At 40.5% G+C, this 15,724-nt stretch carries 12 protein-coding genes; 5 read left to right on the forward strand and 7 right to left on the reverse strand.

What is annotated here, in order from left to right; genetic code table 11:
- Positions 1-96: 96 nt before the first annotated feature.
- On the reverse strand, positions 97-1,170 hold the full coding sequence (locus tag C1E24_RS17550; protein WP_138483706.1) for a type 1 glutamine amidotransferase domain-containing protein: 1,074 nt from the start codon (positions 1,168-1,170) through the stop codon (positions 97-99).
- Positions 1,171-1,316: 146 nt separating this feature from the next.
- On the opposite strand from C1E24_RS17550, the gene C1E24_RS17555 reads away from it, so the two are divergent.
- Together C1E24_RS17555 and C1E24_RS17560 are read left to right on the forward strand one after the other, a co-directional pair.
- Complete coding sequence (locus tag C1E24_RS17555; protein WP_138483708.1) at positions 1,317-2,003, forward strand: response regulator transcription factor; 687 nt, start codon at positions 1,317-1,319, stop codon at positions 2,001-2,003.
- Positions 2,003-3,244: a sensor histidine kinase gene (locus C1E24_RS17560; protein WP_138483710.1), complete on the forward strand. Its 1,242-nt coding sequence runs from the start codon at positions 2,003-2,005 to the stop codon at positions 3,242-3,244. Before C1E24_RS17555 ends, C1E24_RS17560 begins: the two co-directional genes overlap by 1 nt.
- Positions 3,245-3,298: 54 nt before the next feature.
- Here the strand turns inward: C1E24_RS17560 and C1E24_RS17565 are convergent, their stop codons facing one another.
- Positions 3,299-5,299: a hypothetical protein gene (locus tag C1E24_RS17565; protein ID WP_138483711.1), complete on the reverse strand. Its 2,001-nt coding sequence runs from the start codon at positions 5,297-5,299 to the stop codon at positions 3,299-3,301.
- A 335-nt stretch (positions 5,300-5,634) separates the two neighbouring features.
- Between C1E24_RS17565 and C1E24_RS17570 the strand changes: the two genes are divergently transcribed.
- The 3 genes from C1E24_RS17570 (at position 5,635) to C1E24_RS17580 (ending at position 8,518) form a co-directional block, all read left to right on the forward strand.
- On the forward strand, positions 5,635-6,558 hold the full coding sequence (locus C1E24_RS17570) for a tetratricopeptide repeat protein (protein WP_138483713.1): 924 nt from the start codon (positions 5,635-5,637) through the stop codon (positions 6,556-6,558).
- Between the two features lie 96 nt (positions 6,559-6,654).
- Positions 6,655-7,689 (forward strand): NAD(P)-binding domain-containing protein, encoded by a 1,035-nt coding sequence (locus tag C1E24_RS17575; RefSeq protein WP_138483715.1) that lies wholly within the window; start codon positions 6,655-6,657, stop codon positions 7,687-7,689.
- Between the two features lie 88 nt (positions 7,690-7,777).
- Entirely contained in the window at positions 7,778-8,518 is a 741-nt protein-coding gene (locus C1E24_RS17580; RefSeq protein WP_138483717.1) for a hypothetical protein, read from the forward strand.
- Positions 8,519-8,632: 114 nt separating this feature from the next.
- Here C1E24_RS17580 and C1E24_RS17585 read toward each other — a convergent pair whose 3' ends face one another.
- The 5 genes from C1E24_RS17585 to C1E24_RS17605 all read right to left on the reverse strand — a co-directional run bounded on the left by C1E24_RS17585 (position 8,633) and on the right by C1E24_RS17605 (position 15,698).
- On the reverse strand, positions 8,633-10,498 hold the full coding sequence (locus tag C1E24_RS17585) for a DEAD/DEAH box helicase (protein ID WP_138483719.1): 1,866 nt from the start codon (positions 10,496-10,498) through the stop codon (positions 8,633-8,635).
- 193 nt (positions 10,499-10,691) lie between these two features.
- A complete protein-coding gene (locus tag C1E24_RS17590) occupies positions 10,692-10,958 on the reverse strand; it encodes a GrxA family glutaredoxin (RefSeq protein WP_138483721.1) in 267 nt (88 codons plus the stop codon).
- Between the two features lie 176 nt (positions 10,959-11,134).
- The gene (locus tag C1E24_RS17595) at positions 11,135-13,225 is read right to left on the reverse strand and encodes a TonB-dependent receptor plug domain-containing protein (RefSeq protein WP_138483723.1); all 2,091 of its coding nucleotides are present in this window, start codon (positions 13,223-13,225) and stop codon (positions 11,135-11,137) included.
- Between the two features lie 147 nt (positions 13,226-13,372).
- Positions 13,373-13,858 carry a TlpA family protein disulfide reductase gene (locus C1E24_RS17600; RefSeq protein WP_138483725.1) on the reverse strand — a complete coding sequence of 162 codons (486 nt, stop codon included), beginning with the start codon at positions 13,856-13,858 and terminating at the stop codon, positions 13,373-13,375.
- A gap of 130 nt (positions 13,859-13,988) precedes the next feature.
- Positions 13,989-15,698, reverse strand: a complete 1,710-nt coding sequence (locus C1E24_RS17605) for a lysophospholipid acyltransferase family protein (RefSeq protein WP_138483727.1) — start codon at positions 15,696-15,698, stop codon at positions 13,989-13,991.
- Positions 15,699-15,724: the final 26 nt, after the last annotated feature.

Below are 15,724 nucleotides of genomic sequence, written 5' to 3' on the forward strand. Positions count from 1 at the left end.
GAATTCTCTTTTATCGATTATTTTGATGCTGCAAGTGTACAAACTATTGCATTAAAAAGCAGTCTGTACGGCCAAAAAACTTTAGTTAATCTGAGTTCAGGTTAAGTTCTTCAACTGCTGTACGAAGACTAATAGGCTTACTCCTTCAATCACATCAAACTGCATAAATGCCATCAGTGAGTGAATAAACACTAGGTTACGCATGTAAGGCTGTTGTTTTTCTAATAAAGACTTTGCAACGGCAAGGGCTTGTTCAGAGCCTTGCAGGTGATAAGTGTTCATTATGGTTACGGCGTGTTCTTCAGGTGTGATCTCACGTGCTTTTGGCGTGTAGCCTAACTGCTTAATCGTGGCTTCTGCCATGGTCCATACAGACCAAGGGTTTTGCCCTGTAATTAAGTTGCCATCGACTTCAACATTATCAAGGTACATTGCGCCTTCACTGAATTTTGCGCCTTGCTCGGTCAGTGTATCTTGTAGCAACTGGCCAAAGACTTCTGGGGCATTTGGAATAAGCAGTAATTCTTCATCATTGGTAAAGGCAGTGATGGCTTTATTGGCAACAATATAATCGCCTTGGGCGTTCTTAGCACCAATCAGGGCTGCAGGTCCATGGCAAACTGCGGCAATGGCCTTGTTATTATTGTAAAAATGCTCAACAAGACGAGTGATATCAGGGTTATCAATAAAGTCGAACATGGTGCCTTTACCGCCGACAAAATACACTGCTTGATAGTCATCTGGGTTTACTTCACTTAGCTTAAAGGTGTGCTCAAGCTTTTTACTTGCCGCTGCATCGTTTAAAAACGCATAGTCGTATTGATTCATATCGTCGCCATCCAGCACTTGCGGTGGCTTTCCTCCCTGCGGGCTGGCGATATCGACACTAAAGCCATTGGCTTCAAACACATAATATGCTCGTGACAACTCAGTCAATTCATAGCCTACGGTTTTGCCTGTATTACCAAGTTCACTGTGGCTGGTAACCACCGCTAATATTTTGCCTCTGTGCTCAGGCACATTCTCTGTAATGTAAGGCAGGTCTGCTCTTTGAGTATTTTTGAAATCATGCTTAAAAGCGTCTCTGTCTATTAGGTTGTACGCCCAGTATCCGGCTGCGACAAGAACTAAAACCACAGCCAGTAAACTTAAAAGTATTTTCTTAACCATATCAATTGCTCCTTTAATGAGATGCAATGAGCTTAGAGGCTTAGGTGTGAAAGCGATGTGAAAGTGAATTTCACATTACCTTCACGGTGTGACATGGCATACTCGAGGTATTGCATTAGGTTGAAAAGAATAAGAATGGATTAGATATGACATCTGCATTATCAATTTTAGTGGTCGAGGATGAAGCCGATATTGCTGCCAATATAGGGGATTACTTGATGGCACAAGGTCATGAAGTTGATTTTGCTTATAGTGGCACGCAAGGGCTCGAACTGGCGCTGAATAATTATTTTGATGTCATCGTATTAGATGTCATGTTACCCGGCCTCGACGGCTTACAGGTTTGTCAGCAGTTAAGGACACAAAGTACCCGCCATATTCCCATTATTATGCTAACCGCACGCGACACGCTAGATGATAAGCTCAGTGGCTTTAAGCAAGGTGCTGATGATTATCTGACAAAACCTTTCGCACTGGCAGAGCTATTGGTACGCATTGAGGTTTTATCAATACGCCATCGGGTTGCGACAGAACATGTACTCGAAATTGGCGAGCTGAAGATTAACCGCCAGACTCAAACTGTTGAACGTGCGCAAAGTGTTATCCCATTATCGAACTTACATTATCAAATCTTATTAGCCATTGCTGAATCTCATCCCAAACCTTTAAGTCGAAGCGACCTAATGACAAAAGTATGGGGGGCTGAGCCGCCAGAATCAGACGCGCTTCGCTCGCATATTTATCAAATTCGGAAGCAACTCGATAAACCGTTTGCTTATGATATGTTGGCGACTTTACACGGTGTTGGCTTTGCTTTTAAGGTAGAAAGTTAATGTTTCGCACCATAAAAAGCCGCTTTGTTGCCTATTTTGGGCTATTTACCCTGATCAATTCAGGTCTGTTTGTTGGTATGAGCTTTATTTTTATGTTCACCGTAGAAGATGTATTTATTCACCGTGAAGTTATGGAAGAGCGACAGCGTCTAGAGCAAAGCCACGAGGCAACAGGGCAGTACGGTTCACCCAGCAAAAGATATTTTAGGGTTTATAAGAATCAAGGAGCACTGCCCGAAAAGATCCAGCGCTCTCTTGAGCAGTATCCAAAAGAGAAAGAGATCTTTGGAGATAATGGCCTGCACTATCATATTGAGCGATTAAAGTTTGATGATGCTTTATTGGTGTCAGAAGTGAGTCAGTTATTGGTTGTGAGAGGCTTTACGCAGCCAGCACTTATTGTGTTAGGTATTATGGCGGCAATCATGTTGTTGTTGAGTGCCTTATTGGCTTATTTCTTCTCAAAACGCGCTTTAAAACCCTTAACCGAGCTCAGTGAGTTACTTAATTCATGCGATCCTGAGCACCTTCCAAAAGGCTTTGCTGCACCGTTTGCAAATAATGAACTCGGTGCGTTTGCAAATAGCTTAGAAAAAGCCCTTATTGAAGTGTCAGAATTTGTCGAGCGTGAATTGCAATTTACCCGCGATGCCAGTCATGAGCTGAGAACCCCGATCACCAGTATTTTAGGGGCATGCGAATTATTACAAGCTGACAAGCAATTGACAGCGCAACAGCGGGGTGTATTTAAGCGTATTCATCATGCAGCTGAGAATATGCAAAAGACAGTAGAGAATCTATTACTCGTTGCACGGGGCGAAACACAGCTCAGCAAACAGCCTGTACTTATTGAGCCGCTCATTGAGCAAAGTATTTTAAATTACGCTGAGCAGATCAGTGCTAAGCAACTTGAAATTGAGTGTGAGATAGAGCCGGGGTCAACATTAAATGCAGACGCGCAAAGCGTGCAGATCATCATTGAAAATTTGGTGCAAAATGCAGTGCGTTATACCGAGCAAGGCGGGATAAAAATTCGTGCTCGAAACGGTGTGTTTGAAATAAAAGACAGTGGTTGTGGCTTTGATTTTCAACACGCTAAGCAACAAGGTGTAAAAGCGAAGAACAGCAGCGGCTTTGGCATTGGTTTGTCTTTGGTTGAGCGCTTATGTGGGGTGAATGGCTTGAGCTTAGCTGTTGACTCTTCAGCTAAGGGCAGTTGTATTATTTTAAAAAGTAGATAGTACCATTAAAAAAGCCGCGATTTACGCGGCTTAAATTCTAAATAAAAGAGTCAATTAGTCGATGTAAAGTTTCTTCTCAACTGTTTTGTATTCTCTTTCACCATTTGCGTCGATGAAATACTCGATCTCTACAGTTACGCTATTTTCGTTGGCAGGAGTATTATCTTCCATAGATGAGATGGAATTATAATTCGCATCATACATCTCTAAACAAGTTGTTGAGTAGGTGCCATTTTTCTGAGCGCTAGAACGGATTGGATATGAACCTGAAACATTCTCATTGTCTGCTAGTTGATAAAAATTTTGTGCCGAATGGCCGTTAGACCAAGAATTGTTAATCTTTGTTTCAACGCCATTTACAACCGCTTTCTTAGGGGTCACGTCGTAGAACCTAACGCCGAACTTAGATGGAACTAAGATACATACTTGACCGCGAACATCGCTGTTGCTACCAGCAGCTACATTTGCAGTATTTTTACTTATAATTAACTCACCCTCTTTACGGTAGTTTAAGTTATCAGCAACAAACGCATTGTCAGTGAATGCTTCGGTGTTTTCGATAGTTACCGTATTAGAGTAGTTAATTTCTTCTAACTCATCAGTCTTCTTGTTAACGATTTTTTCTATATTGAAGCGATAGCTATACCCTTCTTCTAATTTTGCATTTGGCTTTAAAGTTAATGCTGTGTCATTGAAGCTCAGAATGCTGCTTGACTCAACTTCAACATTCTTATATTCAAAGTAAGTTGTACCTGGCTCGATTGAATCATCCTTAGATGCATTTCCAGGAGTAGCGATTAGTGCATTTTCTTTTTCTACTGTGACTACCGTTTCTTCATTGATAGCAATAGGGGCATTAAAGAAGTAAGTGAATGCTTGCTCTTGATTTAGCTCTTCAGTTCTCGTTACAACTTGAAGAGAAAGATTCTGTTCTGTATTTTCCTCAAGTACAACAACAACGCTAAGTACATTGTTTTCAACAGCAATGTTATGGTCACGCCAGCTGTTTAAAGCGCCTTCAACTTGATAAGATTCTGTTTGCTCATTGTAGTTACGAACAGTTAGACTTCTTGACTTATACTGAGTGTCATTGATTCTGAACTCTGGTATATAAACTCTTAGTGAACCAAGATAGTTAGCATCAACAGAGTGAGTTTTTAATGTGTCATCATAGGTAAAGTCAGATGAACCAAAATCATTGTTCGTTGCAAAGACATGCTCAGGCTTTATCGCTTCACCATTTGCATTGATAAAATTAAGCACTAGCTCAAACTCTTCAGCCTTTTGCTTATCTAAATAAAACAATTGGTTATTTTCTAACTGATTGCTGTACCTAGCATCAAAAGAAGTTACGTCATTCGTGCCATCGTTATCTAGATCACGGTCTTGCTGTAAAAATAGGGTAATGCCTTTAGGCACCACTAGTTCATACATACCTGTTTCAGAATTGAGAGTTGCCTTTGATAAGTTGTCTCCAGCAACTTGTTTAAGGGCATTTAAAGCGTTGCTATCTGCATCTAGATCAGCTTCTAGGTGCAGATCTGTGAAAGGTAAGTTGGTTTTTTCATCTAAAACAGTGAACTCAATAGTCTTTGGCAGACCTACTTCAAAAGCGACTAGATTTTGGACAAATTTATCTGTTTTATATGGTGTTCTGAAGAAAAAATGACGCTTAACAATCGCATTTGACGCACTGCTTACCTTTGCAATAAAGTCAGTGTTTGCTGGAAGTTCAGATACTTCAAACGAACCGTCTGCAGCAAGAGAAACTGCATCGTGCCATTGGCCGTTGTGGTAAAAAGTAACAGATAAATCACTAGGAAGTGTATCTCCTTCAGTTGCAAGCTCTACTGAGCCTACTAGCGTGATGGCTGTTTTCCAAGCCTCAGACTGTTGTTTATTGTAGTCTAGTTGATTTTGTAAGATTTGATTTTGTTGCTCTAGTTGTTTTACTAGCGCATCGTTATTGTTGTTATTGTTATCTTCAACTTCTAGACAACCAGACAGTGCGAAACATGCTGCGATACCTAACGCAACTTTAGAATAATTAAACATTGTTATTTTCCTTTTATTAACAATAGCCTCTGTATTTAGAGGGCGGCTATTTAAGCACTTTTTTGGAATAAAAGCAGGTGCTTGTTTACAGTTGTTTACTTTTCTTATTGGCAATAAATGAAATTGTTGGCTAGCAAATTAACTTTGGCTTAATTGATGAATTTGACTTTTGGGCTGGTTATAAAGGGTTGGTTTATTTTTTTAGGCTAGTTCTTTTGGGTTTGTTTATTGTAATGACGTGTAAATGAGAAGGGAATTTAATAGTTTTTTCTTATCATTTTTATAGTTTGCTTAGTCTAGACTAATGCTGTTGTGTTAGCTGATATGCTAAATTTATGATTGTTTTGTTGTTACTTTTTCTCTTTTTTACCTCCATTACTGCAAATGCTTCAGAGCACTTTAGTGATCACGAGTCTTATTGCCTACAAAAAGAGGAGCAAGCTTGTTTAGCTTTGCTGAAAAAGCAGAGTGACGCTGTACCCCTTTATTCTAAAGCTTGGTTTAAGCTTATCTCTTATAAGCTAGATTATTATTACGACAAGCGTGAATTTAAGAAATTAGAACAAATGATTATTCCGCTTTTTGCAATTGAAAATATGCCTGATGTTTTCGAGCTACAGCTTAATTATTACTACTCAAAAACATTGGCTTATTTTGGTAAGAAAGAACAAGCTAGGCAATATGCGCAAAAAGCAATTTCTAAACTAGAAAAAATTTATCATATTTTTGAAGATCCTATGCGTATGGTAGAAATTGCTAATCTTGAATATGTGTTTGGTGATAGGCAAAAAGCGTATCAATTATTGTTATTGGCCGAAAACAAGTTTGGTAAACGAGGCGATCCTGTATTTCACCTTGAATTACATACTAACAAAGGACATATCTTCTTTACTTGGCAAAACTATGAGCGTGCTGCGAAATTTTACAAGCTCGCTTTAGATTGGATTAAAAACACAGAGCATGATGCAAAAAAAGTAGTGGCTTACTCTAATGTTGCCAGAACTTATCAATTGATGAATAAACATGAGTTGGCGCTTGAGCATTTTAAACGGACAGAAGAGTTATTATTAGTGCAAAATAATCCTAGGTTTTTAGCGGTAATACTTATACGAACCGCTGAAGTATATGAACAACTCAATGAGCTTGATAAATTGACTCAGCTTATGCCAAGAATAAACTTTAGTGATCTCTCTCAGGGTTATCATGAAACCTATAAGAGACTCTCTAAGTTAACTGCCTCGAAGTCAAAATCTTCATAGATAGTCTTTTCACAGCTTAGTTAATCGATAGCCAGTTTATTCAATCTTTAACGATGTAGACCTCTTAAGATAATCACTTCTTATTCTGGAGTGGTTATGAATTTACAAACGAGTGTGTTAATTATCGGTGCAGGCCATATGGGTCTGGTGCTTGGAAGCCGTTTAAAAGTCTTAAACATTGATTATTTGATCCTTGATAAACACAAGCATGTTGGCGACCAGTGGAGGAAACGTTATCAGGGCTTAACCCTATTCACCCCTAATAAGTTAAATCGGCTCCCTGGTTTTTATATCCCTCACTCTCAAGGAGATTATTTAACTAAAGATGAGTTTGCTGATTATTTATCAGAGTTTGCCTTGCATCATCAGCTGGCAATTAAAACAAACTGTCATGTATTAAGGGTAACTCATGATGGAATAAATGGGTTTTCTGTTTTTACCGAGCATGGAGTGATTAAAGCGAAGCAAATTGTTTTAGCCACCGGCGCCTTTAATGTGCCTGTAAAACTCTTTAATGGAGATACTGAGTTTTTACAGCTAGGTTTAGAGCAATTACAGAGTATGAACTTCAAAAACCAGCAAATCTTAGTTGTGGGTGATGGTGCTTCAGGTCGACAAATTGCGAAAAAGCTGAGTGATAAAAACAAGGTTTACTTGGCGCAAGGTAAAAAGCGCAATCTGTTTCCAGAGCATATTCTGGGAATTAAAACTTTTTCATTGCTGAAATGGTCTGGTCTTTTAAAGCTTCCTAAAAACTTCAACATCGCTCAGTTTTTAAAAAGTAGAGACCCTTTCCCTGATACGGATATTAATAACGAAGCACTTATAGCTTTGGGAGTTGATTTAAAATCTAGAGTTGTTTCAGTTGGTGATGATTGTGTTACTTTTGATAATGGAGAAAAGCTCGCACCAGACATCATGATTAGCGCGATTGGCTATAAAGATGACTTTAGCTTTATTGATATTCCGAAGTTATATCAAGACAGTAATGAGTTCGATATAAGTGCAGCTGAAAAGTTGGGAGTTTTTAAAATAGGGCAACCTTGGCAACATAATCGAGCAAGTGGTTTGATCTGTGGTGCTGAGTTTGAAGTAGAAAAATTGCTAGAAAAACTAAATGTTCTCAAGTAATTTTGCTTTAAAAATGGTCTTTTTATCAGCTTTTCATATGGTAATATCCATGTTTCTTATTTAGGAAAATTCAATTAAGGAAGTGTGGGTGATAAAGAAAATTGGAGTTTTGGTTGCTGTTGTAGGCATAACAGGTTGTGAGTCAACGCCGACAGTTGAGCCTGGTTTATCAAGATTCGATAGTCCTGAAGTTCATTCTGAGGCATTTAACGTGCGCGCAAGTTTAGGGTTCGAAGGTAAGAACATTGTTTCTGAAGATGGTTTAAGTGAAAGCAATAATCATTCACTGAGGGCCGATGTTGCCGTCACGCTAGGCAAAGGTGTTGAGGTTTCTTACCTTTATTCTACGGATACTAAGGTTGCATTAAAGTATCAATTCTATGGTGCACCGAAAGAGCAATTGAAAGTGGGTAATGTTTCTCAGGCTGTCTCTATTGGTTATGTGAAGTCACCTGAGCAGTCAGGCAGAAAAAAAGATCGCAGGTGGTCACAGCGCTATGATTATTTAGATTTAGCTTGGGTCACCGGCTATCGTGTTGCGGCAGATAAACTTATTTATGGTGGTGTGTTTTATCAGCGCGGTGAGGCGACAGGTGAAAACTATAAATTTAATTTTGAGTTAGGCTGCGATTGGGATAGTAACTCACAACGCTGCTTTTTAAATGATTTTCAGACAGATGGCACAAACTATGGTGTGAATGTTGGGTTTGAATATCAATTCAATACTTGGTCGTCGGTGATGTTGGAGTTTGTGCATGGTAATGCTAAGTGGTATGGCAACAGTCATACAGAGAGTGCTTTTGGTGCTAATTTTTCCTTTCACTTTTAATGAGTTAGCTTAGGACCAATTCTTGAGAATACTCAAAATAGATTGCTGAGTTAAAGGGCTGGTTTGGGAAATAAAAAACCCGCAACATGTGCGGGTTTTTTTATATCTGTGCTATTAAGCAGTGAAGCTTACTGGACGACGCTCTTTGCGTTCACCACGCTCTCCATCACGACGAGGCTTACGGTCGCCACCACGGTTATCACGGAAGCTACGCTTACCTTCACCACGGTTACCACGATCGTTACGTTCGCCACGGAAGCCACGCTCTTGACCACCACCAGCTTGATCAGCTGGGTGTGTGCTCTTAACCATGTTCATAGGACGCTTACAGATGAATACGTTCTTGAAATGGCCAAGTACGTCAGCTGGCATATCTTTCGGAAGCTGAACGGTACTGTGCTCGTTGAATAAACGAATGTCACCGATGAACTTGCTTGAGATATCCGCTTCATTCGCAATTGCACCAACGATGTTCTTAACTTGCACACCGTGATCACGACCAACATCAATACGGTATGTATCCATTGGTGTTTGGCTGCTGTTGCGATTGCCACGGTCACCGCGTTCACCACGCTCACGACCACGACGTTCACCACCACGTTCATTGCGCTGACCATCACGACCATCACGACCTTTACGGTCATCACGTTCACGACGTTCGCGCTTAATTTCTTCAACTTTTAACGGTGAAGATTCTTGTGCAAGTGCTAGTAGCGCACCCGCTAAGTCTTCAGGGCTTAGTTCAAGCTTTTGAGCAAGATCTACAGCAACTTCATTAAAGAAAGTAATGTCTTTGTGCTCTAGTGCATTAGTAAGCTTAGCTTGTAATGCTGCGATGCGTTTTTGTTCAACAGTTTTCGCATCTGGTAATTCGACTTCAGCAATTTCAGACTTAGTGTGACGCATGATGTTACGTAGTAAGTAACGCTCATTGCCTTTCACGAATAGGATTGCTTTACCAGTACGACCAGCACGACCCGTACGACCAATACGGTGAACGTATGCTTCGCTGTCTTGCGGGATATCGTAGTTGATAACTAGGCTTAAGCGCTCTACATCAAGACCACGCGCTGCAACGTCTGTTGCGATTACGATGTCTACTAAGCCGCTTTTTAAACGGTCAACTGTGCGTTCACGTGCCTGCTGGTTCATGTCACCATTTAATGGTGCTGCTGAGAAGCCTTCACGCTCAAGTAGTTCAGCAAGTTGAACAGTATCATTACGAGTACGTACGAATACGATTGCGCCATCGTAATCTTCAGCCTCTAAGAAGCGAACGATAGCTTTGTTTTTATGAACAGTAGAGCGCCAGAACACTTGCTCAACAGTTGATACTGTCGAGTTACGTGCAGAAATATGCACTTGCTCTGGGTTGTCTAAGTACTTGTTACAGATAGACTGAATTTGCTTAGGCATAGTTGCTGAGAACAAACAAGTTTGCTTGTTTTCAGGCGTTTTTTCCATGATGTTTTCAACATCTTCAATGAAGCCCATGCGAAGCATTTCGTCAGCTTCATCTAGCACAAGTGCTTTCAGTTGCGATAAATCAATCGTTTTACGGTTGATGTGGTCGATAAGACGACCCGGTGTCGCAACAATAATTTGTGCACCGCGGCGTAAAGCACTAAGCTGAATGCCGTAGCTTTGACCACCGTAAAGCGCTAGTACTTCAACGCCTTTAGTGTATTTAGCATATTGTTCAAATGCTTCTGCTACCTGAATAGCAAGTTCGCGTGTTGGTGTTAACACCAAAATTTGTGGCTGCTTCGTAGCCGGGTCAATATTGTTTAATAGTGGTAATGCAAATGCTGCTGTTTTACCTGTACCCGTCTGCGCTAGTCCCAGTACGTCCTTTCTTTCTAGCAATAACGGTATACATTGAGCTTGGATCTCAGATGGTGTCTTATATCCTTGCTCTTCGACTGCTTTTAAAATTGCAGGTGAAAGATCTAAAGATTCAAACGTGACTGGTTCTGACATTAATGCGCCTCAACGAATTTAAAGAGGCGCGCATTGTATAGGAAAAGCCCAGCAATTGCTTGTATAAATTAGAACTAATTTATATGTGACTGATGTTGTACGAAATTTAATCAGTGTGTTTTGTGTAAATTTACAGCAAAGTAACAATTTCAAGGCTTTTAGGGCTTTTTACTTTTCTGCAAAGAAGCCTTGTTTAATTACTATACAAACCTAAATTTGCTTTTGCATAGGCTTCAAAATCGGTAAATCCACCAATATGCGTTTGATCTAAGAAAATCTGTGGCACAGTCGGACAAGGTTTCCCTGCTGACTTTTCTAAATCTGCTTTACTCACACCTTCTTTGATGATGTCTACGTAGCGATAGTTAAAATCTTCACGCTCTGTTTTTAAACGCTCAGCAAGTTCTTTTGCACGAACACAGAAAGGGCACCCTTCACGACCAAAAATAACTGTAAACATATTGAATTCCTCGTTGATGATTTTGTTTAACTGCAACTAAGTTTAGAGGAATTTATAAGAAGTAAAAGTTGATTAATTGAATCGAAATCATCAATAAAAATGATGATTCCCAAATAGAGGGCTTACCAAGATATGGCAAACCCTAGATGGGTCGAAAACTAATTTAAAAAGTGATATTAGAAAGTCACGCTAAACCCAATAGATGGGCGCATTTCAAAGTCATCGCTTTCTTCTTCTATATATAAGTCATTTACTGACTTCACTTTTTTGTAATCAAGGTCGATGCTGCTGACATTGTCTTGGCCGTATGCGTTCATTAGTTCCAGAATAAGCTTACCATCTAGACCAAATACACGTGTTTTACGTTCAAAACGTATGTCGAGCCTGTGATACAGATCGTGACGCTCTGAGAATGGTTCGCCATAGACAGGTAAAAAGCGATTATCGAAGTCTGGGTTTTCTCTCACGCCAACAATTGGTGTGTAAGCTTGGCCGCTGCGTGCCGTAAAATTAAAGCCGCCTTGCCAAAGTTCATTGATTTCGTAGTTAAATACCGCATTGAATACAAATGGGGTATCTGCGTAGTAGTCACGCGTGACATTATTTCTTAAATCCGTACGTTCACTCTTGGCATAACTGAATGCTAACCACCCATACCAGTTATCGGTTTTGTTTTTATTGATCAGAAAGTCAACACCATAGGCTCGGCCTTCCACATCATTGGCATATAGGTTTTGCGCATCAGGTGCGTCTTCCGCAATGGCAAGTGGTAAGTCGTCCATGGTTTTGTAATAGGCTTCAACAGACCATGACCATTCATTTTCAAGTTCTTGTGCGAACCCTAGCGTTGTATGATTTGCCGATTGTGATTTTAAATTCGGATTGCCGACTTCAGGCAAAATATAATCAATGTCTTGCTGACGATTATATTGTCCAAACTTGGCTGTGATGGTACTTGAATCTGACAAATAGTAGTTTAAAGCAAGGCGAGGCTGCACAAAGTTTTCATCGGTGAGTTTGTTATGTTGGAATTGCACGCCAGTTTCTGTTTGTAGCTTGTCGTTGATTTGCCAAACATGGGTGACACCTACAAAAGCACTATCAGCGCCAGCAGTTTGTTTACCTGAAATACGTTCTCCTTTTTTAAGGTCACAATCAGGGTCAAGCTCAGTGCACAGATATTGGAATGAGTCATATATATAAGTGGTTTCGTTGTCGTAAAAACCAATGTCGGTCACGAGTCTGTGTTGGTTATTTAAACGGTAATTCAACTGCGCTTTTAGGGTGGTTTGCTTTTCTGACTCTTCTTCAAAGTAGCCATTCGTTAAAGTTGCACGTTTGCCATATTCAAGTCGACCAGAATGGTCTAGCACCCCTAGTCCTACTCTAAAGTGATAATTTTTGTTGTAGTGATCCCATAAGATATTTTGGCTTGTGAACTCGCGGATAAATCGTGCATCGCCCTGAAATTCAGGTGTCTTTTGTGCAAGTTCAGCACGTTCATTAAAGCCTGCAGCGGCTGAGTCTTCTGCACCAGTGAAATTAAACGTTAGAGTATTATTGGCATTGATATCCCAAAGCCATTTCCCTTGATAATCGTGATCGTCCGGTGCATCGTTTATGATCACTCCTGTTAATTCGCCATCATCATCTTCAAGTTCTTCTCCTTCCGAGAAAAATAGCGGCAAAGTACTTTTGCGGGCTGAAAAGTAAAATGCGGTATTCTCTGTGGCTTGACCTTCAACAAATACACCGGCATTAAACATCGAAAAATCTAGGGTAGTGGTTATAGGTTGATATTTAGGGTTGCGTAATGTTACGTCAAACACGGCGCCAGTGGCGTTGCTGTAACCTGCGCCATAGCCTGCTGAATAAAGCTGGAAATCTTGAATAATATGACGATTAAAGATAGAGCTACCAAAGTCATGGAATATGTAGCCTGCAGGCATAAAGTCCACTTCGAAAATATTATCACTGGGTGATGAACCACGTACAGCTGGCTCGCTCATTGAGCCGCCAGCAGCAACCACGCCAGGTAGTGCATAAACGGCTCTTAACGGATCGCCAAGGGCACCGGGCATTTCAATCAACTTTTCAGTGTCTTCGGTTATTTCACTGGTGATACTACTGCGTTTATAAAGTACTTCAATGTGCTCCATTTCTTTGTTCTGTGGCTTTTGCTCATCAGCATGAGCTGACAGTGAAATGGCTAAAAATAGCGGTGAAAACTTAAATAGGGTAGTTGAAAATACGCCGAGCTTGTTCATTTGGGATCCTTGTTGCAAGCTGAGTTGGTATGAATTGGCGACTAGTTTAAGGAGATAAGTTGTAAGTGTGTTGCGGGTTTAGGTAAGAAAGTGTAGAGGTGCGTCTACACTTTATTACAAAGGCATTTTATTTAAAAAGAAAGGAGCTTATAAACGTGCTCTTAAGCCAAGTTCTGTAGAGTAGCCCACTGAACGTTCTGTTATTTTCAGATTTTCATCAATCACATAATAAGTGGGGTAGGCTTTGACTTTAAAATTGGCAGCAATTTGATGATTTCCCATAAGTACTGGCATGCTGAGGTCTAAATCTTGTGTGAAAGCTTCAACCGCTTCTTTTGAGTCATAATCTAGGGCAATAGCAACGGCATTGAGTTTTTGTTGTTCATGAAGCTTATCTAAATTTGGCATGCTGAACTTACAAATACTGCACCAAGGCGCAAAGAAGTAAACAACGGTTTGCTGCCCCGTGAGTTCACTTAAACTAATCTGTTTGTGCTCATTTTCGAGTGTGGGTAATGAGAAGTAAGGCGCGGGTTGCTCACCATTATCAGCTAACATACCAAGTTCTTGGTAGGCAGTGACTGCAATAAATATTACGGCAAAAACGGCTAATTGAAGTACTTTTTTGATCATCTTTGAAACGTATTGGGTCCTTTATATTAATAGACCCGACGTTAACACCGAAAATTACAGATAGAAACTAAAAACATGTTTCTATCTGTTTCAATGACTAAGATCCCGCATATTTCATTTTTACAGAATACTACTCACCTAAATAACGTTTGGCCTTTTGAGGTTTTATTTTCTCTAAATCAACCAACACGAGCCCATCAATGCAGTTACTAAAGTCTGGGTCGACGCTAAAACACAGGAAGTTCACGCCGCCGTCTTCGCACAACTCTGTATATTGCTTAAATAACGTTGGTACTTGAGCATTCATATTGGCAAGGATATGCTTAAGCTCGCTGAAATCTTCTTTGATATTATTACCCAAAAACAGCTTCTTATAATTCTCTTGCTGAGCGCTATCTAAGCGGTATTTATGTTTAGCAATAGCATGTTCAGGTAAATGACCAAAATAGTGCTGGTAGTGATACACCAACATGGCTTTGGCTTCTTCAGGCAAGGCGTTCGATAGGCTCACCGCGCCAAATAAATAACGGTGTTCAGGGTAACGTCTTACAAATGCACCTATACCATACCAAAGGTAATCTAGGCTTTTTCGCCCCCAGTATTTAGGTTGCACAAAGCTGCGGCCAAGCTCCAATCCCTGCTCAAAGTATGGTTGCATTTTATCGCTGTAATCGACTAAGGTATCTGTGTACAAGCCCTCGCGACCTTGCTGTTCGAGTACTTTTTTGGCACTGGCAAGCCGATAGGCGCCAACTAACTCGAGTTGATTCGGGTCCCATAGAATAAGGTGGGTGTAATGCATGTCATATTTATCTATGTCTCTGCGTTTGCCTGTGCCTTCGCCGACAGCTCTAAATGCATGTTCACGTAATCGACCTAACTCTCTGAAAATGACCGAGCTACCCGTGTAATGATAAAGGTAGATTTGCATACCATCTTGCGTTTCGCCAATACGCTCACAGGCTTCAAGGGCACTTTTCAAGTTTTTTTTACATTCTGGAGGTGCAACAGGTGTTTGTGTGGTGAGGGGGAGCGACTTTTTAGTACCAATGCGATATAGCTGTTTGCGGATAAGTGCCACCATCTCTTTGTCTTTGACATTGTTGTGCAGATAAGACTCAGGCGGTATGCATGCACCGATTTCGAACTCTAAAAACTTTTGACGCTGCTTAAACATTTCTTTTACCAATAGCAGGCTGGCTAGAGGCTTGTAGATCATTGAAGTGCCATAAAATAAAGGGCTATTTTTGGCTTTGATGTGAACGGGCAAAATAGGGCAGTTAGCGCGTTTTGCCATTCTTAAAAAGCCACTATTCCACTTACAATCTTTGACGCCTGTAGGGCTTAATCGAGAAACTTCGCCAGCAGGAAAGATCAATAAAGCGCCACCTTGTTTGAGGTGTTTATGAATGTTGCTGAGCTCTTGTTTACGGCTTGTGCCAGATAAATTATCAACAGGGAGTAATAAAGAGTGCATGGGGGTCAGCGACATCAGCATCCGATTCGCAACTACTTTTAAATCGCCTCGTACCTTGCTGATAAGTTTAACTAGAGCGAGTGCATCTAAAGAGCCGATAGGGTGGTTTGCGACTATCACAACTGAGCCTTCGCTGGGTATATGCTCAAGTTGCTTGGTGGTATAACGGGCATCAAATTCAAGTTCGTCTAGAACTTGCTCAACAAACTCTAATCCTTGCAGGTGCGGGTAGGTATCTGCAAATGCCACAAATTCTTGCTCATGAAGTAAATAACCCAAGCCTTTTTTTACTAGTCCTTTTACTTTTGGGGACTTTTCTAGCTGGGGTAAATTTGCTTCGATAACCTTATCGACACTGATCATAGTAAATCTCAACTCTAAGTGTTTTT

Source organism: Pseudoalteromonas phenolica (genome assembly GCF_005876835.1).
Taxonomy (GTDB): domain Bacteria; phylum Pseudomonadota; class Gammaproteobacteria; order Enterobacterales; family Alteromonadaceae; genus Pseudoalteromonas; species Pseudoalteromonas phenolica_B.